We start from the raw sequence: 20317 nt of genomic DNA, 5'->3' as shown, positions 1-20317 counted from the left end.
AGGCAATTCACCCCTTTGCCTTACTTTTCTCCCTGCTCCAGTTCATTTCCTGCCGTATGCTCTGAGAAAATAAAAGATGCAGGTCCGCTTCAGGGCGGGCCTGCATCTTTTGCTGGCAATTTGTTTTCATTCGTACTTTTGCAGCCTCTTCCTGCTGTCTCCCGTTTGGTAGTTTATATCTTCGAGTTCAAGGTAGATAAATCAGCCAAAGAAGCCCTGGACCAGATAGAGGAAAAAGGTTATGCTGCGCCCTTTGCTGCAGATGAGAGAAAGCTTTTCAAGATTGGTGTGAGCTTTGATTCTAAGGAACGAAGCCTTGCTCAGTGGGAAAGTGAATAGTATGGTATGACAAACAGCCCCGCTTCGTGGAAGCGGGGCTGTTTGTCATGTTCTTGTTTCTTAGAACGCCGGTACTACGGCACCCTTGTACTTATCCTCGATGAATTTCTTCACATCGTCGGACTTCAGAGCCTTGATGAGGGACTGAATCTCCGGACGGTTCTCGTCGCCTTCACGGACGGCGAGGATGTTCACATAGGGGGAGGTGCTGTCCTCCATGAAGAGGGTGTCCTTGGTGGGGTTCAGGTTCACCTGCATAGCGAAGTTGCTGTTGATGATGGCAGCGTCAACATCTTCCAGAGTGCGGGGCACCTGGGCAGCTTCTACTTCCTGGAACTTCAGGTTCTTGGGGTTCTCGGCTACATCCTGCACGGTAGCCTTTTCGCCTACGCCAGCCTTGAGCTTCAGGAGGCCAGCCTTCTCAAGAAGCAGCAGGGCACGGCCACCGTTGGTGGGGTCATTGGGGATGGAGATGGAAGCGCCATCCTTAAGCTCCTTCAGGTCTTTGACCTTCTTGGAGTAGATGCCCATGGGCTCGATGTGGACGCCGAAGGCGCTGGCGAGCTTCACATCCTTATGCTCTTCCATGAAGTTGTCCAGGTAGGGCTTATGCTGGAAGAAGTTGGCATCCAATTCCTTGTCGTTGAGGGCCAGGTTCGGCTGCACATAGTCGTTGAATTCCACGATTTCCAGCTTCACGCCGTCCTTTTCCAGGACAGGCTTCACAGCCTCCAGGATCTCTGCATGGGGCACAGCCGTAGCGCCCACCTTCAGGGTCTTGGCAGCAGAGCTGCTGCTGTTGCCTGCAGTATCCCCGCCGCAGCCCGTAAAGGCCAAAGCAGCCACAGACAAAGCTGCCAGCATAGAAAGAACTTTTTTCTTCATAACAGAAACCTCCCATTCTCTCTTTAACGCTTATCTAATTTCTTAGCCAGTGTACCTCCCAAGAGCTGCACTAACTGGACTAACACAATAAGAATGACCACCGTGGCCAGCATGACTTCCGGGCGGAAGCGCTGATAACCATAGCGGATAGCCAGGTCACCCAATCCGCCGCCGCCGATGGCGCCTGCCATGGCAGATTCGCCCACCAGGGCGATGATGACGGTAGTAAGCTGTGCCACGATGGAGGGCAAAGACTCAGGTATCAGCACCTTCCAGATGATCTGCATGGGGCTTGCCCCCATGGACTGGGCCGCCTCAATGAGGCCGAAGGGCACTTCCTTCAGGCTGGTCTCCACCTGCCTCCCGATGAAGGGAATGCTGGCAATCACCAGAGGGACCATGGCCGCGGTGGTGCCGATGGCAGAACCCACAATCAGACGGGTAAGAGGTATGATTGCTACCATCAAGATGATGAAGGGGATGGAGCGGACGGCATTGACCACTGAGCCAATGACTTTGTTCAGGGCCGGTGCGGAAAGGATGCCGCCTTTTTCCGTGGTGTGCAAGAGCACTCCCAAGGGGACGCCCAAGATCGTGGCAATCACCATGGACACGGCTACCATGTAGACTGTCTCGCCCAAAGCCTTAAAGAGCAGCATGATCATGTCTTCTGACATAACCGATCACCTCCTCTTTCAGGTCTTTGGCGGCCAGGTATTCCATAGCTGCCTGGATGCGTTCTTTCCGGCCTGTGAGGCCGATGATCATGCGTCCGAAGGGCTGGCCGGAAATCTGGTCCAGGTCCCCGAAGAGCATGGTGCATTCTACCTCGGGGAACTGGCGGATCATGCCTGCCAGCACCGGGTCATCGGCAGATTCGCCGATAAAGGTCAGCCGCAGCAGGAGGTAAGAATCCTCGCTGTATTCCTGCTCTATGGCGCCTCCCCGGAAAGCCACGGGCAGCTCATTGGACAGCAGTACGGAGATGAACTCCTTGGTGATGGGCTCTTTGGGATTCGTAAAGACTTCCAGCACCGTACCTTCCTCGGCGATGATGCCCTTGTCGATGACCGCCACCTTGTCGCAGAGGTCCTTGATGACCTGCATCTCATGGGTGATGACCACCACGGTGAGGTGCAGTTTGTCATTGATGTCCTTGATGAGCTCCAGGATGGAGCGGGTGGTCTGGGGGTCCAGGGCGCTGGTGGCCTCGTCGCAGAGCAGCACTTTCGGGTCAGACGCCAGGGCGCGGGCTATGCCCACCCGCTGCTTCTGGCCGCCGGAAAGCTGGGAGGGATACTGGGAAGCCTTGTTCTCCAGTCCCACCAGTTTCAGGAGAGGTTCTACCTTTTCCCTGATTTTTCCTTCCTCTGTGCCGCTGAGGCGCAGGGGGAAGGCGATGTTGTCATAGACTGTGGCAGAGGACAGCAGGTTGAAGTGCTGGAAAATCATGCCTATGTCCTTCCGGGCCTCCCGCAATTCTGCGGCAGAAAGGGACATCATGTCCTTGCCGTCCACGATTACCTGCCCCGCCGTGGGTCGCTCCAAAAGGTTGATGCAGCGCACAAGGGTAGACTTGCCGGCACCGGACAGGCCGATGATGCCGTAAATTTCTCCCTTGGCGATATGCAGGTCAATCCCCTTCAGCGCCGGAACCGGGCCTGAGGGACTGTCGTAGGTTTTCTCTATATGAGAAAGCTTTATCATGTTACAGCTCCTATTGCATAGTTATTTAGTAGGTTTTAAGATTTTAACATAGAAAGACATCAAGTGTCAATCTGTAAAGAAGATGAAACTTACCAGAGAATATTATACAGCCATACAATGAGTTTTGGCAAAGATAATGTGTGAAAAATCTCTTTCCTCTTTAATTTATGGACTTTAAAGAAGGGATATATTACAATGAGATAGTATTTATATTATCGTAGTTTACTTGCGATAAAAGGAGAGGTAGTTCCCATGAAGGTTTTGGTAACCGGCGGGGCCGGATTTATTGGTTCTCATGTAGTCAGGGCCCTTTTGGCTGAGGGGCATGAGGTGACAGTGCTGGATAACCTTTTCACCGGTTCGTTGGATCATATACCCTTGAGCGAGGTGCACAGCTGGGTCATGGACATCCGGGGGACGCGGGCCAGGCGGGAGATTGAGTTCAGCCGCTTCGATGCCATCGTGCATCTGGCTGGCCAGACCATGGTGGATATGTCCTTGAAAGACCCCTACTATGATGCAGATGAGAATCTTATGGGGACGGTGAATATACTGGAAGCAGCCCGCAAGAGCGGCGTGGGCCGGATAGTGATGGCATCCACGGCGGCAGTCTACGGGGATGTGGCCCAGAGCCGCCTGCCTTTGGTGGAAGAAACGCCTCTGCTGCCCCTGTCTTTCTACGGTTTCACCAAGATGGCAGTGGAGCATTACCTTTCCCTCTATTACAGGAACTACGGCCTTCCCTATGTGGTCCTGCGCTTTGCCAATGTGTACGGCGAGCGTCAGGGAGACAAGGGCGAGGGAGGCGTCATCAGCATCTTTGCCAAGCGCATTGCCAAGGGGCAGGGCATCACCATCTTCGGAGATGGGGAGCAGACCCGGGACTTCATCTATGCCGGGGATGTGGCTGGCGGCATATTGGCAGCCCTGAAAACCGAGAATGTGAATACGGAGTATAATCTGGCCACCCAGACGGAGACTTCTCTCAATCAGCTGATACACCTCTTTGCCGAGGTGGCGGGCAGGGATATTGAGCCTGAGTATGCGGACGCACGCAAGGGGGATATCCGCCGCTCCATGCTGGCCAATGGGAAGGCCAAAGCGGGGTTGGGCTGGGAGCCAAAGGTGAGCCTGAAGGAAGGGCTGGCCAACACTTATGAGTATTTTGCCAGGAAATGAGGCTTATTATGTATAAATCTTTGAAGAAATGTATGGGGCTGAAAAAGTCCGTTTCAGCATTGCTGGCGGCCATGCTGATTTCCCTGCCGGGGGCATCTTCCCTGGCTATGGAATCCATCATGCCCTACAGCGAGGTCTGGGGCGGGGAGACCGGCACGGCTTACACTGTGGTGGACGGCTCCGGAGAGATCCAGCCTTTTCAGGTGGATCTGATCGGCAAGATGGACGGGGGCAAGGGAGGCAGCCGTTCCATCATGGCCCGGGCTTCCGGGGCGCTCATTGAGCAGACTGGCGGCGTGCTGCAGGGCATGAGCGGCAGCCCCATCTATGTGGAGGGACGCCTGGTGGGTGCCCTGGCGGCAGGCATCAAGGACATGGCCCCCTATACCTTCTTCATCACCCCCATCGAGGATATGCTGCCCCTCTGGAGTCTGCCTGACAACAAGAACAAGGGCAGGCTCGCGACCTTCGACCTGAAGAAGTATCAGGAGGACAAGGCCAAGAAGGCAGAGGAAGAAGCAAAGAAAGATGCCAAGGCTGAGGGAGAAAGTGCTGCAGAAGAGAAGCAGGACGCCCCTGAGACGGAAAATGCCGCAGCTGAGGCTGATGAGGCGGGCAAGGCTCCTGCAGCGGCAGAGGCTGCCAGTGAGGAAAAGCCTGAGGCTGAGGCAGCTGAACCTGCCCCCGAAGAAACTGCCGGGGCTGAAAAGTCCGAAGCTGGTGAACCTGTCGCAGAAATGGAGAAGGAGCCAAAGAGCACTCTGTTTTTCTCCGGCTTCAATACCAGCGGCCTTGATTACCTGAAGAAGAAGCTCGATCCCAAAGGGGAGCTTTCCTTCGTGCCCATGGGCATCGAGGCGGGGCAGGGCTTCCTTGCCACCCGTTACAATGCGGAGCTGCAGCCCGGCAGCCCCGTGGGAGTGGCGGTGGTCTGCGGTGATTTCTCCGTGGGTGCCACAGGTACAGTCACGGCCGTGGAAGGCAAGAAGGTGCTGGCTTTCGGCCATTCCTTCCTGCACAAGGGCAATGTGAACTATTTCATGACAGATGCCAGCGTGGTGGGCACCATCAGCGGGCCGGCTGCAGGCATGAAGATTGCCAATATGGGGTCCATCATCGGTCGGGTGAATCAGGACCGCGAGACCGGTGTGGCCGGCATCTTGGGAGAGTTCCCCTCGGTGGTGCCCATGAAGATAAGGGTGGAGGACAAGACCCTGGGCCGCCAGGACAACTACGGGGTGCGCATTGCCTATGACGAGGACTACCTGCCCCAGCTGACGGCAGGGGTGGCCTATGCTGCTGTGGCCAAGACAAGTGACACCACCGCAGGCGCCACGGCCAAGATTGACTTCACTATCCGCACGGACGCCCTGCCCGGGGGCAAGGTCACCCGCAGCAATATGTTCTACGGGGCCGAGGATGTGGGCCAGAATGCTGTGGGGGAGCTGGCGCAGGCCATGAACCTCATCTGCAATAATAAGGATAAGGAAAGCGATATCGTAGATGTGCAGGCAGATATTTCCCTGGAGGAAGGCCGCCATACTGCCAGCCTGGTATCTGCAACGCCGGAGAAGATGACGGCGGCTCCCGGTGAGACGGTGAATTTCAAGACCACCATCAAGCCCTATCGCGGCGAGAAACAGACCCTCACCATTCCCTACACGGTGCCGAAGCTCCAGCAGGAGGGTACACTGCACCTGGATGTGCGGGGAGGCGGCTTCATCCCCGTCACCGCCGCCATGCTGCTGCAGCAGGTGGGCCTTGAGACAGCTGATGAGGAAGGCAAGAACCAGAAGGTGGCAGACAGGCTCCAGAATCTCATGGACACCCCCAGGAACAACGAAATCATCATCGCTCCCGGGGCAGGCCAGCCGCCCACTTCGGAAAAGGAGCAGCGCCGCATGATCCGCGAGGCCGCCAAGGCCGCCAAGGCTCAGGCCGAGGAGGATCAGAAGAATCACAAGGTGGAGTTCCTGAAGGACAAGAAAAAGGACAATCAGACCCGTTTTGAGACAGAGTATATTATAGATAATGTCATCCATGCCACCCTCAAGGTTGAAAGGCCTTAAAAGTATTGCCAGTGCAAGGGGTTAATGGTAATATATGTAGTGTTGCTTTAGAAATACGCAAGTTTTATTGATAGATACCCGCAGCAGCGGGGGGCTTTCCAAGCCTTAGGGGGATTGTAAGCAAGAATGGAAAAACTTATCATACATGGAGGCCGTCCCATGCGGGGACGGGTGAAAATCAGCGGGGCCAAGAATGCAGTGCTGCCTATCATAGCAGCTACCCTGCTGGGGCAGGATAATCCCAGCGTGCTGGACGAGGTGCCGGCCCTGGAAGACGTCTATACCATCACCGAGGTGCTGAAGCAGCTGGGGGTCAGCGCCAGCTTTGATGAAGAGAAGCATCAGCTCACCGTGGACAGCCGGGTTATCGGCAGCTGCGAGGCGCCCTACGACCTGGTGCGGAAGATGCGTGCTTCCTTCCTGATTATGGGGCCGCTTCTGGCACGCTGCGGGCAGGCCAAGATATCGCTTCCCGGAGGCTGTGCCATCGGCACCCGTCCCATTGACCTCCATCTGAAGGGCTTCGAGGCCCTGGGGGCTGAAATCAAGATTGGCCACGGCTACATCGAGGCCAATGCTCCAGAGGGGCTGAAGGGCACGAAGATTTATCTGGACTTCCCCAGCGTGGGGGCCACGGAGAACATCATCATGGCCGCTTCCATGGCTGAGGGCCAGACGGTGCTGGAAAACCCGGCCCAGGAGCCGGAAATCGTGGATCTGGCCAACTACCTCAATGTCATGGGAGCCAAGATTCGCGGAGCTGGCACCAATGTCATCAAGATCGAGGGACAGCCGAAGCTCAGGGGACGGGACTACACCATCATCCCTGACCGTATTGAAGCTGGCACCTACATGGTGGCAGCAGCCATGACCCGTGGGGATGTCTATATCGAAAATGCCATTTCCGAGCATTTGAAGCCCGTCATTGCCAAGCTCAAGGAAGCTGGTGTGACGGTGGAGGAGGATATGAACGGCATCAGAGTGGCCTGCGACAAGCGCACCCGCGCCGTGGACATCAAGACCATGCCTTATCCAGGCTTCCCCACTGATATGCAGGCTCAGTTCATGGCCATGCTGGCTGTATCTGAGGGCACGGGCATGGTGACGGAAACCGTGTTCGAGAACCGCTTCATGCACGTCGATGAACTGAAGCGCATGGGGGCCCAGATCAAGATTGACGGCCGCACTTCCGTGGTGGAAGGCGTGGAAGGGCTCACCGGCTGCCAGGTGAAGGCGACAGATCTGCGCGCTGGCGCGGCTATGGTGCTGGCAGGGCTGGTGGCTGAAGGGGAAACCCAGGTGGGATATATACATCATATTGACCGTGGGTATGACCAGCTGGTTGAGAAGCTGGTGGGGCTCGGGGCAGATATTGCCAGGGTTGACCAGTAAGCAGAAGTTAAAAGGCTCCTCTTTGGGGAGCCTTTTTTGCTAGTTATGTTGCCAAGAGCGTGCTTTTTCTTTCCAGAAAGAAAAAGCACCAAAAAGAAAGTAGCGGGCTGCCTTCCTTCACGGAAGCCAAAGCCCGCCGGGCGCCCATCCTTGGGCGCCAAGGGGTTGGGAGTTTGAGGGGGCTTGTAGCGTGAAACGCAAACTTATTGTGGGAATCTCTGTGGCAATTATCTTCTTGATAGCCATCGTCAGCGGTTCGCTGTATGTCATGAATCATCGTGAGGCGACGGCTCAGACTGCCAGTTCCAAGCAGGAGCAAAAAACAGAAAATAATAAGGAGCAGCAGAAACTCCTCACTACTGACGAGCAGGTGGAAGATATCTTATCCCGTATGTCTTTGACTGAGAAAATTGGGCAGCTGATGATGGTTAGCCTGCCTGGCACGGAGGTGGATGATGAGGCACGTTATGCCTTGCATCAGTTCCACTACGGCGGCATCGTGCTCTTTGACAGGAACTTTGAGAGCAAGGAACAGGTCAAGAACTTCGTTCTGGATGTGCAGTCCGGAGCGGGGGAGAAGGTGCCTCTCTTTGTGGCCATTGATGAGGAAGGAGGGCTGGTGTCCCGGGGCAAGGAGGTCATCCCGCCGCCGCCTTCGGCTGAGGCTGTGGGGAAGGAGAACAAGGAGTTCGCCAGGAAGCTGGCTTCAGCTGTGGCAGGCGACCTCAGGGAAATTGGCGTGAATGTGAACTTCGCGCCGGTGGCTGATTTGGGGCTGGGCCGGGAGCGCTCCTACAGCACGAGTCCTTATGAAGTGCTGAAATTCGTCCAGGCTGTCGGAGAGGGCTATCATGAAAAGGGACTTATCTACACCCTGAAGCATTTCCCTGGCATAGGCAAGGGCACGGTGGATTCCCACGAGGATTTTTCCTCCATCGAAGCCACGGAGCATGAGCTGAGGAAAGAGGACCTGGTGCCCTTCCGGGAGACCATCAACGGCACGGACAAGGGCAGGCCCATGGACTACATGATCATGGTGGGCCATTTCCGCTATCCTGCCTTTGATACCGAGAATCCCGCCAGCCTGTCAGCCAAGATCATCACAGGCCTCCTGCGCAAGGACTTGGGTTACGAAGGCCTTATCATCACTGACGATCTGGGCATGGGAGCCATTATCAAGCAGTACACCTTCGGAGAGGCCGCAGTGAAGGCCTTCCAGGCAGGCTCAGACCTGATACTGGTCTGCCATGACTACGGTCACGCCGAGGAGGCCTATATGGGGATCCTCAATGCAGTAAAAGAAGGGAAAATCAGCGAGAAGCGGGTGGACGAATCTGTGCGCCGCATCATCAAGGCTAAGTTCAGGCATGGCTTGAAGCCAGTGCAGTAAAAAAATCCTCCCTACAATGAGGGAGGATTTTTTATACGTTTTGTGAAAGGGTTTCCTGCCACTCTCTGTCATGTCCCATGAGGGTGGAAATGCGGTTGATGTTGTAAACTATTTCTGAAGCATTCCCCTGGGCCCGTTCAATAGCTTCCCTGTAGAGCAGGGCCAGGGCCAGGAAGGCTCTGCCGTTATGCCTGAGGGTGCCGTCCAAGGTGCAGGGGAAAAGCTCTACGAAATACTCTGATACCAGTATGTTTTCCAGCATGAGTTCCAGGGGGGGCAGAGCTTCCCCTGTCTTTATGGGATGCAGGGCCTTCAGGTGCTGATTCCTGCTCTCGGGCACAGCCAAGGTTTCCCTCAGGCCGGGGAAGTGCTCATCCAGTTCCCAGGAGAGTCCTTCCTCCCGCTCTCCGCCGCCGTGGCTGTAGTCATCGGAGAGTGCAAGGAGCTTTTCGAAGTCTCCGGCCTCCACCGCCTGGTCAGCTTCCCTCAAATAGGCCAGCAGGGCGGAGAGCTTTTCAAGCAGCGGCATTTTCAGCTGCAGGATATTCAGCCCCGTGTCCTGCAGGAGCAGGCAGGAGGCCGCCACACCTTCCTCACCCTTCTGGCAGGCGATTTCCTGCCAGAAGGAGGGGCGGCTTGCGTCACGCTCCCTCCATTTGAACTCGACAGGCGTGTCACGGAAAAGGGCCAGCTCGGCTGCCAGAGGACAGGACAGGGAGAGACTCATCTGGAAGCTGCCGCCGATATCCACGGGCTTCCGGGGATAGATGGCGCAGGTGCTCCCCAGATATTCCTCCCCGTGCTGCCGCTGTATCCCGCAGAGAAAATCCTCTTGCAGGAAGTGGCAGATTTTCTCCTTTCCAAAATCCCAGGCCCAAGGGGCCTGCCCTTCCTCTCCATGCACAAGGCGCTTCAGCATCTCACTGCCCTGCGCCGCAGGCAGCCCCTTGTACTTCTCATAAGTCTCCCCATCCACAAACACCGTCCAAAGCCGGCAGCACTGCGCTCCGCACCGCTGCCCGTCGCAGATGAATTTTTCCAGATAATCAGGCTCAAGGCAAAGCATGTCTAATCCCTCCCCAAATACAAATCATCCCATGGCGATTCCTTCGACCAGCAGGGAGAATATTCCTTCAAAAAAATTATTCATGAATAATCTTTTTAAGGGGAATCTAATTCTAATAATTTATACTGAAACCTGCCGAAAAATTTTATCATATATGTAATAGGAGCCGGGAACTGATATGCCATACTTGATTTTGCTGATACTTTTTTTAGGCCTGCTTTTCGCCCTGGCGGCCTTGGTGGGCTCCCTTTGCCAGCTGGTGCTGGAGGGAGTTAAGACTTATTATGTGAATCTCCTGCTGGCGGCGCTGCCGGCGGGGGTGGCCTACTGGAAGAACAGGAGCTGGAAGGGGTGGTACCTCTACGGTCTGCTGCTCTGGCCCCTGGCCTGCCTCCAGATTCTGCTGGTCCAGCGGGACGTCTATGGCTGGGTAGGGGAGAAGCGCTTCAAGAAGCAGGTGCAGCGGGAGGGGGCCCAGGCCTTCAAGCCGCATAATTTCCTGCGGAAGCGGAAGAACCTTGATGACCTTATGGCAGAGCTGAACGGCCTTACGGGGCTGGGCAGCGTGAAGGAACACCTGGAGCAGCTCTTCAGCCGCCTTAAGGCCGATGAGGAAAGGCGCCGCAGAGGGCTGCCTGTCATGGGGGGCGGCTCCCTGCACATGGTGTTCACCGGCAATCCCGGCACAGGCAAGACCACAGTGGCCCGGCTCATTGCTTCCATCTACAAGGAAATGGGCATTGTGCGGACCGGGGCCTTTGTGGAGGCGGACAGGAGCAGCCTGGTGGCCCAGTATATAGGCGAGACAGCCATCCTCACCAATGAAAAAATCCAGGCGGCCCTGGGTGGCGTCCTCTTTATTGATGAAGCCTATGCCCTTTACAAGGAGGACAATCCCAAGGATTTCGGCCATGAGGCCATCGAGACTTTACTGAAGGCCATGGAGGACAAGCGGGATGATCTGATTGTCATTGTGGCAGGCTATACGGGAGAAATGGAGCGCTTTCTTTCCTCCAATCCCGGCCTGAAATCCCGTTTTACCAATTATATCGAGTTTGAGGACTACCGGCCGGAGGAGCTCCTGGATATTTTCACCAGCCTTTGCCGGAAGGACGGCTATATCCTCGCGGATGAGGCCAAAAGCTTTATGCAGGAACACTTTCTGCAGCTTTACGAGGCAAGGGACAAGGATTTCGGCAACGCCCGCACGGTGCGGAATCTGTACCAGGCGGCATGCTATGCCCAGTCTAACCGCATCAGCGGTACGGCGCTGGAGGCTTTGAGCGACCAGGAGCTGATGACTATCACGGGTGATGATGCAGCTGTGGCAGCCGGCAGACAGCCCCGCCTGCAGATGGAAGGTGCCCTTTAAGGAGATGGCTATGATTATAGATAAACTGCGTAGATTTTTCCCTCCGCGTATTTCCCTGCCCCGCAGGTCAGATTACCCCGGTCTGGGAGACAGGCAGGTCATGGTGCTGGTGCTGGCTGTGGCCGTGATTTCCTTTTTGTTCCGCAGCCTTATTTTTGCTCCCCTGGTAGATTTTGTGGACTATGTTTCGGCCCAAAGGCCTACCAATGAATTCCACGAAAGCTGTGCCAGGGCCGCCCTGCAGGAAATTGCCCGCACCCCCTATGCTGAACTGAAAAATGACCAGTTCATCCTGCAGGTGAAGGACAGGGAGGTGCTCTGCAGGCTTACGGCAGAAAAGGGACAGGAGGTCCATTATTTTATGGGGCTGGTTCCCTATCACAAGGAAGAGGACTCGGCTGGCCCGGTGCTGGACCAGCACCAGAGCCAGGTGGGCAGGAAGGTCATCCTGCGGTTTTCCGCCCACGGGGACAGCAAGTTCAGCGAATTTGTGAAGACCTACCTGGCAGCGCCTAACGGAGATGGCTATCCTGTCTTTGAGCCCTATGAAAGCTATGAGGAAAGGCAGGGACAGCTGAAGGAACGCCAGCAGGAGGCCCTGGAGCAGGCCAAAGAACAGGCAAGGCAGGAAGCAGACAGCAGGATAAGACGCGTAGAGTAGATTAAATCTTTAAAGCAGGAAGGAGAAAATTCCCTTTAGTTGAAATATAGGCATATAATATTTTTTATGTATAAGGGGGAATTTTTCATGGCGACTTTGAATTTAGGTGTGTTTTCCGGTTCGACCGCCAGTGTCATCGGATATTCCACCACGAATGATACCTTTTATTCCTCTACGGACTCGGGAAAAGTTTTGGTAGCGGGGCAAAGTGGTAACACATTGGATTTGTCTCCAGATGCCGCTAATGGTTATGTGACAGATATAAACTATAGCGGCACAGAGGGGTGGACTATCTTTGGTGCCAAGAATGTAACTAACCTTGAACTTGGTGATGGTGCTGACAGGGTAGATTATAACTATGCTACCTCAACTGGTTATACCAACATCAACATGGGCAAAGGTAACGACAGTGTCTTCATGCACAGTGCTCAAGGCAATATCAACATTGTAACTGGCGCAGGCAATGACTATGTTGATGTGAGCCTTGCTTCGGCTGGTCCCACGAACATCGATGTGGGTGATGGTGATGACAGTGTTTTCCTGCATAATAGTGCTGATAAGGAAATTACTGTCAACGCCGGTGCAGGCAATGACTATGTCGATGTGAGCCTCACTTCTGGTAGTGACGTGAATATCGATGTGGGCGATGGCAATGACAGTGTTTTCATACATGGTGCTGTGGGCAAGACCACTATCAGTGCCGGAGATGGCAAAGACTACATTGATATATTGACAGATGTAGGAGACAATCTGTCTGTTGACCTGGGTGCAGGCGCTGATAGTTTATTTGTGCGTGCGGTTAATGGTGACCTGGTCGTTACAGGCAGCGGCACTGCCGCCAATTATGTGGACCTCATGGGTAATGTGGAGGGAACTGTCGCTATCAGGCTTGGTGATGGCAATGACACTCTGCTGACTGATGCAACCCTCACGGGTACCATCGATATGGGCGATGGCAACAATCTTATTAATGAGGGAGCGAAAAAACATAACCCCGATTTCAATGAAGCCGTAGTTACTACTGGGGCTGGCAGGGATTCAGTTTTCGCTACGAAGGTTATAAAGTCTGCTATTAACACTGGTGCTGGGAATGATACTATACACTTTGACGGCGATGTCAAAAACAGCACTATAAACCTGGGTGATGGCAACGATTCCCTGGTGATTTATGATGATGAAGAAGAAGCCGGAGTATTTGAGGACAATATTATTTATGGCGGCAACGGCAATGACATAGTGTCTATCAATATGGCGGGAGATGGCAACCAGTTAGATTTGGGTGAGGGAAATGATTCGTTGTTCATTGGCTCTGTCTTCTCAGGTACTATGACTGTCACTGCTGGCACAGGCAAGGATACTTTGGACTTCACCAGTATGTCTGGTGGCACCGTGACCTTGGCAAATCTTGATATTTACAATGATTTGCTGAGGATAGATATGCCCCTTTCCTATGGTTCTCATAGTTCTGATGGCTCCATCTCTGTTGGCAGTGGTGCTGGTGTTGTAAAGGTGAGTGAAACCAATGGCTTTTATGCAGCCAGGATTGACACAGGGGATGACCTAGCCATTGGCGGATGGGGTAATGAAAACGGCAGCCTGATAGATGCTTCCAGCATTACCGATAAAGTCGTGCTGCTTGGTACTGCCAATGAAAATGCGGTAGATACCTTGATTGGCGGCAGCAAGGGTGATGAAATAGTAGCAGGTGCCGGAGATATTGCCTATGGTGGTGCCGGAAATGATGCCATTCTCCTTAATGCCAGCCTGTCTGCTACAGCTACTGGTACTGATATTGAAGATGTGCTGAAGGGCAGGGCTACAGCGACTGCCCTCAACACCACCGAATACGTGGGCCTGGCCAGTGCCGGCGGCAAGGATACTGTCCTCGCCTTTGAGGCACGTACTTCAAGCTTTGAAGGCGATGTGGTTTATCTCTTTGATAACAATATTAGTGCGCTTGACCTGAGTGTAAGCAACAACACAGATCTGGTAGCCAAGGTAGGCGGTGCTACCCTGACGCTCGCTTCCATTACGGGGGGGGCTGCCGTTACCAGTGATGTGATGGTGAATGTCCGTGATAATACTGGCGTTACCTACGCTGTGGATTATGTTAAGGGCACGGCTTCTGTCGCGGATACGGAAGATATGGCAAATATCTACTACTCAAGTGGTTCTTCTGCGATGGTGGACTTTGGCAAGTTCGATGATGACCTGGTGGTTGACCTGGGCAATACGGGTATTATGAACAATACTGGCGGTGCTTACTATTATGGCAAGTTCGCCAGCGTCAAGGGCGGCAGCAGTGCAAATATCCTTATGGGCAGTGCTGCAGAAAAGGAAACCCTGATAGCAGGTAGTGGCGATACCACGTTGTGGGGTGGTGGCAGCAGTGCTGATGTACTCTATGGCAACAAGAGCAGTGATAGCAATGTAACCTATTATTTCATGGCCGGTGACGGCAAGGATACCATTGATAATGGTGACTGGGGCAGTGCAGATGACGATGATGTGATCAGGCTTGATTTTTCAAGCTTCAGCCATATCAAGAATAACGGTACAGATACTACCATCTATCTCATTGGCTCCGGCGACAAGCTGACTCTTAAGGATTTTGGCAAGTCTAGTACGGACACCGCTGTAAAGTTTACCTTTGATGGCAGCAGTACCACTAAGGTAAAAATTGGTGTGTCTGGCACTTCCAACACTTGGACCTATGATGAAGAGGTGGCTACCTATATGGGCGGCAAGAATAACACCTTGAAAGTGGGTTCTGATGTTGATACTGCTGAGATCTGGCTGGACGGTGGTGGCAATAACTTCTATTACGAAAGTGTCAAGACCGTGGATGCCAGTGCCAACAGTGGTACCCTTATCCTTGCAGGCACCGATGCCAATGAGAGCCTTATGGCCGGTAAGGGCGAGACCAGCCTATGGGGCGGTGCAGGAGCGTCCAATGATACCCTCAAAGGCGCGTCGGGCGGTAGTACCACATTCTTCTTTGGCGTTGGTGACGGAAGTGATGTCATTACCAGCAGCTACAGTGATGACAAGGTTGTACTCTACAATGTCACCATTGATGATGTTATGGCTGGCAAGGTTGGCATCGATACCAGCAAGTCTGGTGCCATGACAATCACGCTGAAGGATGGTGATAATGTCAGCACGTTGAATCTCAACGGCATGAGCAGCAGTTCCGTCAGTACGTTCCAGCTGGGTGATGGTTCCACCTGGCACTATGATTACTCCAAGAAGAGCTGGAGTGATTAAACAGATGCACCTTCTTAAAAGTGTATAGATAGAGGCCCCCGGCTATGAGATTTTCTCATGCCGGGGGCTTTGTAGTGAGTTTATTGATTTATTTCTGCGCCTGCAGCTTTTCGATTTTGTGGCGCAGCTCCATTTCGTTCAGGGCCATCAGGAACTCGATGCCGTAGATGATGAAGCTGACGATGAATTTGAACCAGACAAAGAGGGCGAAGAGGCCGAACAGGGAGCCGTAGGCGATGCCCATGCTGGGAATCAGGGTCATGCACCAGCCATAGACTCCTGTCACCATCAGCCACAGGCAGGTGACCAGGAGGGCTGTGATGAGGGCCTGCCGGAAGGGGGGCGTGTAGGAGTGGGGGGCGAAGATGTAGAAGCAGGTCAGCCATACCACCAGCACCACGAAGGGCAGGAAGATGCGCAGGACATTCCAGAGGGTGAGAAAGACGGTGGAGAAGTGGCTGCTTTCGTTCAGATAATAAACCAGGGAATTGCCGAAGACCGGCAGGCCCAGGGTGAGGAAGATTACCACCATCAGGCCGAAGGTGAAGATGATGCCTTTGGCGTAGACCAGCACATTGTGGCGGTTGTCCCGGGCCATGGAGGCAGTTTGGGCGTAGTCAAGGCTGTCCGTGGCCCGGGTCAGTATCACCAGGCCCTGCACGAAGCTGTAGAGGGAGAAAAGGCCAGTCACCCACATCCAAAGGGTGCTGTGGGCTGCCATGATGCGCTTGATATCCGCCATGAGGGGGCCCGCCATGCGCTCCGGCAGGTAGTGGGCGGCCATGCCGTAGATGGCATCCACCTGTGAGGACATCACAAACAGCATCAGGTTCACCGTGAAGACCAGAAAAGGCAGGAAACCCAGCAGGAAGTAGTAGGCCGTACCCGAGGCCATATCGAACCAGCTGGCAATCTTATGGTAGTCCGTAAAACGTTGATAGAAGAAGTAGAGGGTCTCCCAGACGGGGGAGAATTTTTTTAAAAGGCTTTGCACAAGTTCATCCATAAATGTCCACCTTGCCTATATTTTTCACCTTTATGTGATACTATAATTTACTTGCAAGATTTCCGCCCCTTGCAGGGCTGTGATTCTAGTATAGCACAATGGGGAGGTGCGGCCATGAAAATAGAAAGATTGCTGGTCTTTGGAGATATTCACGGCAAGTGGGATAAATTCCTTTCAGCTTATGAGAAAGTGCATTTCAATCCTGCCAGGGATATGATGATTTTCCTGGGAGATTATCTGGACCGGGGAAAAGATCCCGTACCCGTCATGGAGTGGGTGCTGGGGCACGCCCATGAGGATAACATGGTCTTCCTCAAGGGCAACCATGAGGATATGTTCTACCGGGCAATGAAGCAGTGCAGGGATGGCCTGGGGAGCTGGGATGATGTAGAGCTCACCTGCGAACTGATAAGCTGGCTCCCCAATGGCGGCAATGCAACCTTGAAGCAGCTCATAGCCAGCGGGAAGGGGGAGGACTTGCTGCCCGCCTGGCTGAAATTCATAGAAAAGCTCCCCCTCTATACAGAGGTGCAGACTGAGGGGAAGACCTACTGGTTCATGCACGCCGACTGCAGCCCGGAACTGCCCCTGACGGAGCAGTCGGAGGAAAAACTGCTCTGGCACCGCCATCTGGCCACCCATCCCTGGGATCAGACGGGGGAACAGACCATTGTCTTGGGACACACCCCTGTGCAGAGCATAGGTTACGAGCCGGTACCCCAGATTTTGGAGGAGGGACGTCTGGTGCTCATGGATACGGGCAGCTTCCTGCCCACAGGCAGGGTATCCTGCCTGGATCTTTTGACGGGCATGGTTTACCAATCAGACTAGGGCGTGTTGATTAATTAACTAAGCTCATTTAATCAACACGCCCTGCCGTGTTGGCATCAAGTCGGGGGTATGCTAAAATTAGAGTATGATTTAGACGATGAGAGTTTGGGGAGTTAGGGGTAGAGGTTTTGGGAAAGATAATTCTTCGTTATATGGCAGCCCTTGGCATCCTGTTGATTTTATCTGTGGAAGTGGGCTTTATGCGGCTGGTCTGGGTTGAGTACAGCCCGGAGGATGCGCCGGAAGCATTTTTTTCTGATGTTTTTACTAATACTCTGGCCTTGCAGGAGCCTCTGCAGTACACGCAGGTTCCCCGGGGGGATGACCAGGCCCGTATGCCTGCTGACTTGCAGGTGCTGCTGGAAGAACGGGTGGCTGACTACGCCATCTACTACCTGCGTCCTGACCTGGAGCAGGAACCCTTTGTTCAGAGCTCCCGCCAGCAGCAGCCCGCCAGCATGATCAAGCTCTTTGTCATGGCCAAGGCCATGGAGGACGTGAAGGCAGGCCGCATGAGCCTGGATGAACCGGTAACCCTGCAAAAGGAAGATGTGGTAGGCGGGGCAGGGAAGCTCACCATCTACAATCTGGGAACGCCTGTCACGGTCAGGGAACTCATCACCCTCATGATACAGGCCAGTGACAACACCGCTACCAACGCCCTGATCACCAAGCTGGGCATGGGGGAAATCAATGCCTATCTTGAGCGGGAAGGCTACCATGATACGAAGCTGAACCACAAGATGATGCTGCAAAAGGTGGAAACCCTGGAGAAAAAGGGCAAGCGCACCAGAAAAGTCACCACCACCCTGCCCAGCAACCTGTCCTCTGTGCAGGATGTAGGGACACTGCTCACCCGCATTTACAAACATGAGTGCGTGGGGGAGCAGGAGGACGAGTTCATGGTAGAGACCCTCAAGGGGCAGGAGGACAAAATCTGCTTCAATGCCGCTCTGCCTGACTGGCAGATTGCCCACAAAACCGGTGAATACAGCGGCACCTTCCACGACGGGGGGATCTTCTACGGCCCGGAAGGGGGGTTCGTCCTGGTGATTTTCTGCGAGAAGTACGCAGGCCGGCAGATTGCTATCGAGGATATGCAGGAAATGGTCTGGTACTTTGCCTCACGGCTATCGGATTTGAGAAATAAGTTAAGTGAAGAAAATGGTTTTTCACGCTTGTAATGATTTGGCCTGTCATACGTATATACGATTGAGAAGGTTAAAAGCTGGGAGGAATGTCTTATGAAATGGTGGAAGAAACTGCTCATCGCCGTGGGGATTCTGGCTGTCATAGGCGTAGGGTTGCTGGGATATGGCGCCATGAAGGTGGGAGATATTTACAAAGAGAAGATACTGCCGGATATGCAGGCCTATGTGCAGATGACCGAGGAGGAGCAGGACCAGTATGTGCTGAGCCATATGGAAGACCTGATGAAGTCTATCAGGGCAGAGGATGAAGCAGTGCAGCTGGAACTGGAGGCCATCCAGAATTTCCCGGAGGCCAGGGAAGCCGGCCTCGAAGTGGGCCGCTCCATGTGCGCCGTCTTGCTGAGTGCTTCTGATGAGATCACAGAGACTCTCTCGGCAGCAGAGAAGGCGCAATACGAGAAAGAAGCCAAGGACTTAGATGCCCGCAGCAAGCATTTTGAGAAGATGGTGGAGCAGTACAAGGCATTAAGATAATAGGATTGACAAGGCTGGCGTGTTTCACGTGAAACATGGCCAGCCTTTTTTACTGCTAAAAGAAAAACTCCCACCGAAGCGGGAGTGAGAGATATTCTTTAGCAAGAAAGGGAAATGCCGTTTTCCTTGGCGATGGCGCGAACTTTCTCAACGGTCAGCTCATTGTCCTCGGCAATATCCTCCAGGACTTGGGCATCAATGGGTAGACTCCGGCGGATGTACCTGGAGAGGGTTTTTGTGACCGTGGTTAATTGCCTCTTTTCGCTGCCCTTTTCGATACCCTTTTCGATACCCTTTTCGATACCTTTTTCAATCCCCCTGTTTTCTATAGCATCCAATACTTCACACATATTGCTTCCGCTCCTTTTGACGTAGTTCTGAGCTTCTTCAAATCTGCTGTCATCTGTCACAACGCTCATCAACTGCAATACTTCATGCACGTGATTCATAGTGTCCTTGGAGGGCTGGTAATTTTTATTCTTTCTCATTTGCACGAAGTAGTCAGCCACGATGCGAAGATAGAGCGGGCAGTCTTCGGTGTTATAGTGAATGCAATATATTATGTTGGTTTGCCTCCCCCGTTTACGGGGGAGGCTATTCACCAAATATTATTGCGTTCACTATAGGTCACTTTCCTCGATGAGCCGCTGGCCGTTGAAAAGCAGGACATTGACGATATCGGCAAAGACATCATCGAAGTCCTCAAGGTTCTTCTCGGTCATGTCTTTCTCGGACAAGGGGGGAGCCTCCTTTCGTGAAATATTCTTACAGTTATTCTAGCATATTAGGTGGGTATGTCAAATGGTAATCACCATGAAGGAAGGCTCACCCCTCACACTCAAGAACTACGACAGGAAGACGGGCAACTGGCACCATGCAAGGTAAACAGAGGATTCACACCATATTGTCAGAGGAGAGTAATTGTGATAAAATACAAATATAAGAGGTGTATCTCAGCCATAAATGAGAGATTTACGAAGTGAGCTTCTCTTGGCTCTAAGCAAGAAACTTAACAGCGAGTGTTTCGCCACTCTGAGTGCGAATGCAGCAGGGCGGGCTTTTTAGTCCGCCTTTTCTGTTTAGGAGGAAAAATGGAAACCATAAAATTTTACGAGATAAATGAAGAATATATAATGACGAAAACGAGAGAAATTAGCTAATGAGTTCCATATTGAAATTACTCCGGAACTTGACAAGGTAGTGACTGATATGTACAGGCAGACATTCTTCGGAGTGCCTGCCTTTTCTTGTGGGCATAGGTCCTCAGCTGTGCTATGAGCTGCCCGTATGGAGAAAATATTGAAAATTTAGTTGCTTTCCAATATAATGGTAGCAGAAAAATTCTCCGCGCAGAAAGGAGAGGGCTGATCATGAGGAAGGGATATCCGCTGGACATGAGGTCGGGATTGTCCCCTACGGGGGGGCAATACTTTAGGTTGTCTTTTTTGCGTGGACAAAGCAAGCATAT

17 protein-coding genes are annotated in these 20317 nt (G+C 53.3%); 11 read left to right on the top strand and 6 right to left on the bottom strand.

Features of this window, described 5'->3' with window-relative positions; genetic code table 11:
- Positions 1 to 15 precede the first annotated feature (15 nt).
- Complete coding sequence (locus tag P159_RS19275) at positions 16 to 339, top strand: PD-(D/E)XK nuclease domain-containing protein (protein ID WP_051650195.1); 324 nt, start codon at positions 16 to 18, stop codon at positions 337 to 339.
- 60 nt (positions 340 to 399) lie between these two features.
- Here the strand turns inward: P159_RS19275 and P159_RS0106200 are convergent, their stop codons facing one another.
- The 3 genes from P159_RS0106200 to P159_RS0106190 are packed head-to-tail and all read right to left on the bottom strand — an operon-like array spanning position 400 to position 2931.
- Positions 400 to 1224, bottom strand: coding sequence for a MetQ/NlpA family ABC transporter substrate-binding protein (locus tag P159_RS0106200; RefSeq protein ID WP_029542457.1), 825 nt, complete (start codon positions 1222 to 1224; stop codon positions 400 to 402).
- A gap of 23 nt (positions 1225 to 1247) precedes the next feature.
- Positions 1248 to 1901, bottom strand: coding sequence for a methionine ABC transporter permease (locus P159_RS0106195; RefSeq protein WP_029542839.1), 654 nt, complete (start codon positions 1899 to 1901; stop codon positions 1248 to 1250).
- Positions 1870 to 2931: a methionine ABC transporter ATP-binding protein gene (locus P159_RS0106190; protein ID WP_029542455.1), complete on the bottom strand. Its 1062-nt coding sequence runs from the start codon at positions 2929 to 2931 to the stop codon at positions 1870 to 1872. The genes P159_RS0106195 and P159_RS0106190 overlap by 32 nt, the downstream gene beginning before the upstream one ends.
- Positions 2932 to 3183: 252 nt before the next feature.
- On the opposite strand from P159_RS0106190, the gene P159_RS0106185 reads away from it, so the two are divergent.
- The 4 genes from P159_RS0106185 to P159_RS0106170 all read left to right on the top strand — a co-directional run bounded on the left by P159_RS0106185 (position 3184) and on the right by P159_RS0106170 (position 8961).
- Positions 3184 to 4110, top strand: a complete 927-nt coding sequence (locus tag P159_RS0106185) for an NAD-dependent epimerase/dehydratase family protein (RefSeq protein ID WP_029542452.1) — start codon at positions 3184 to 3186, stop codon at positions 4108 to 4110.
- Positions 4111 to 4118: 8 nt separating this feature from the next.
- Positions 4119 to 6179 carry a SpoIVB peptidase S55 domain-containing protein gene (locus P159_RS0106180; protein ID WP_318253521.1) on the top strand — a complete coding sequence of 687 codons (2061 nt, stop codon included), beginning with the start codon at positions 4119 to 4121 and terminating at the stop codon, positions 6177 to 6179.
- A 126-nt stretch (positions 6180 to 6305) separates the two neighbouring features.
- Positions 6306 to 7571, top strand: a complete 1266-nt coding sequence (gene murA / locus P159_RS0106175; protein ID WP_029542448.1) for a UDP-N-acetylglucosamine 1-carboxyvinyltransferase — start codon at positions 6306 to 6308, stop codon at positions 7569 to 7571.
- A 190-nt stretch (positions 7572 to 7761) separates the two neighbouring features.
- Positions 7762 to 8961, top strand: coding sequence for a glycoside hydrolase family 3 protein (locus tag P159_RS0106170; RefSeq protein WP_029542446.1), 1200 nt, complete (start codon positions 7762 to 7764; stop codon positions 8959 to 8961).
- A 31-nt stretch (positions 8962 to 8992) separates the two neighbouring features.
- Here the strand turns inward: P159_RS0106170 and fliB are convergent, their stop codons facing one another.
- Entirely contained in the window at positions 8993 to 10027 is a 1035-nt protein-coding gene (gene fliB / locus P159_RS0106165) for a flagellin lysine-N-methylase (RefSeq protein ID WP_029542444.1), read from the bottom strand.
- 178 nt (positions 10028 to 10205) lie between these two features.
- Here fliB and P159_RS0106160 point away from each other — a divergent pair, with 178 nt between their 5' ends.
- The 3 genes from P159_RS0106160 to P159_RS0106150 all read left to right on the top strand — a co-directional run bounded on the left by P159_RS0106160 (position 10206) and on the right by P159_RS0106150 (position 15327).
- Positions 10206 to 11399, top strand: coding sequence for an AAA family ATPase (locus P159_RS0106160; RefSeq protein WP_051650194.1), 1194 nt, complete (start codon positions 10206 to 10208; stop codon positions 11397 to 11399).
- 10 nt (positions 11400 to 11409) lie between these two features.
- Positions 11410 to 12060, top strand: a complete 651-nt coding sequence (locus P159_RS0106155; RefSeq protein WP_029542440.1) for a hypothetical protein — start codon at positions 11410 to 11412, stop codon at positions 12058 to 12060.
- A gap of 87 nt (positions 12061 to 12147) precedes the next feature.
- Positions 12148 to 15327 (top strand): calcium-binding protein, encoded by a 3180-nt coding sequence (locus P159_RS0106150; RefSeq protein ID WP_185753646.1) that lies wholly within the window; start codon positions 12148 to 12150, stop codon positions 15325 to 15327.
- Positions 15328 to 15415: 88 nt separating this feature from the next.
- Here the strand turns inward: P159_RS0106150 and P159_RS0106145 are convergent, their stop codons facing one another.
- Positions 15416 to 16333 carry a YhjD/YihY/BrkB family envelope integrity protein gene (locus tag P159_RS0106145; RefSeq protein WP_029542435.1) on the bottom strand — a complete coding sequence of 306 codons (918 nt, stop codon included), beginning with the start codon at positions 16331 to 16333 and terminating at the stop codon, positions 15416 to 15418.
- Positions 16334 to 16447: 114 nt separating this feature from the next.
- Between P159_RS0106145 and P159_RS0106140 the strand changes: the two genes are divergently transcribed.
- The 3 genes from P159_RS0106140 (at position 16448) to P159_RS0106130 (ending at position 18849) form a co-directional block, all read left to right on the top strand.
- The gene (locus P159_RS0106140) at positions 16448 to 17164 is read left to right on the top strand and encodes a metallophosphoesterase (RefSeq protein WP_029542433.1); all 717 of its coding nucleotides are present in this window, start codon (positions 16448 to 16450) and stop codon (positions 17162 to 17164) included.
- 128 nt (positions 17165 to 17292) lie between these two features.
- Entirely contained in the window at positions 17293 to 18348 is a 1056-nt protein-coding gene (locus tag P159_RS19270; protein ID WP_185753645.1) for a serine hydrolase, read from the top strand.
- A gap of 60 nt (positions 18349 to 18408) precedes the next feature.
- Entirely contained in the window at positions 18409 to 18849 is a 441-nt protein-coding gene (locus P159_RS0106130) for a hypothetical protein (RefSeq protein ID WP_029542429.1), read from the top strand.
- A gap of 98 nt (positions 18850 to 18947) precedes the next feature.
- On the opposite strand, the gene P159_RS20565 is transcribed toward P159_RS0106130, so the two are convergent.
- Positions 18948 to 19199 carry a hypothetical protein gene (locus P159_RS20565; RefSeq protein WP_185753644.1) on the bottom strand — a complete coding sequence of 84 codons (252 nt, stop codon included), beginning with the start codon at positions 19197 to 19199 and terminating at the stop codon, positions 18948 to 18950.
- Positions 19200 to 20317 lie beyond the last annotated feature (1118 nt).

It is taken from the genome of Selenomonas sp. AB3002 (assembly GCF_000702545.1).
GTDB classification, from domain to species: Bacteria; Bacillota; Negativicutes; order Selenomonadales; family Selenomonadaceae; genus Selenomonas_B; species Selenomonas_B ruminantium_A.
Note: the sequence above shows the minus strand (reverse complement) of the source record. Positions and strands in the feature narration are given on the sequence as shown.

Excerpts from the sequence above, each read along its gene's own strand:
- P159_RS20565 (WP_185753644.1), bottom strand. The coding sequence starts at position 19,199 with ATGTGTGAAGTATTGGATGCTATAGAAAACAGGGGGATTGAAAAAGGT.
- murA (WP_029542448.1), top strand. The coding sequence starts at position 6,306 with ATGGAAAAACTTATCATACATGGAGGCCGTCCCATGCGGGGACGGGTG.
- P159_RS0106150 (WP_185753646.1), top strand. The coding sequence starts at position 12,148 with ATGGCGACTTTGAATTTAGGTGTGTTTTCCGGTTCGACCGCCAGTGTC.
- P159_RS0106155 (WP_029542440.1), top strand. The coding sequence starts at position 11,410 with ATGATTATAGATAAACTGCGTAGATTTTTCCCTCCGCGTATTTCCCTG.
- P159_RS0106185 (WP_029542452.1), top strand. The coding sequence starts at position 3,184 with ATGAAGGTTTTGGTAACCGGCGGGGCCGGATTTATTGGTTCTCATGTA.
- P159_RS0106130 (WP_029542429.1), top strand. The coding sequence starts at position 18,409 with ATGAAATGGTGGAAGAAACTGCTCATCGCCGTGGGGATTCTGGCTGTC.
- P159_RS0106195 (WP_029542839.1), bottom strand. The coding sequence starts at position 1,901 with ATGTCAGAAGACATGATCATGCTGCTCTTTAAGGCTTTGGGCGAGACA.
- fliB (WP_029542444.1), bottom strand. The coding sequence starts at position 10,027 with ATGCTTTGCCTTGAGCCTGATTATCTGGAAAAATTCATCTGCGACGGG.
- P159_RS0106180 (WP_318253521.1), top strand. The coding sequence starts at position 4,119 with ATGTATAAATCTTTGAAGAAATGTATGGGGCTGAAAAAGTCCGTTTCA.
- P159_RS0106160 (WP_051650194.1), top strand. The coding sequence starts at position 10,206 with ATGCCATACTTGATTTTGCTGATACTTTTTTTAGGCCTGCTTTTCGCC.
- P159_RS0106200 (WP_029542457.1), bottom strand. The coding sequence starts at position 1,224 with ATGAAGAAAAAAGTTCTTTCTATGCTGGCAGCTTTGTCTGTGGCTGCT.
- P159_RS0106190 (WP_029542455.1), bottom strand. The coding sequence starts at position 2,931 with ATGATAAAGCTTTCTCATATAGAGAAAACCTACGACAGTCCCTCAGGC.
- P159_RS0106145 (WP_029542435.1), bottom strand. The coding sequence starts at position 16,333 with ATGGATGAACTTGTGCAAAGCCTTTTAAAAAAATTCTCCCCCGTCTGG.
- P159_RS0106140 (WP_029542433.1), top strand. The coding sequence starts at position 16,448 with ATGAAAATAGAAAGATTGCTGGTCTTTGGAGATATTCACGGCAAGTGG.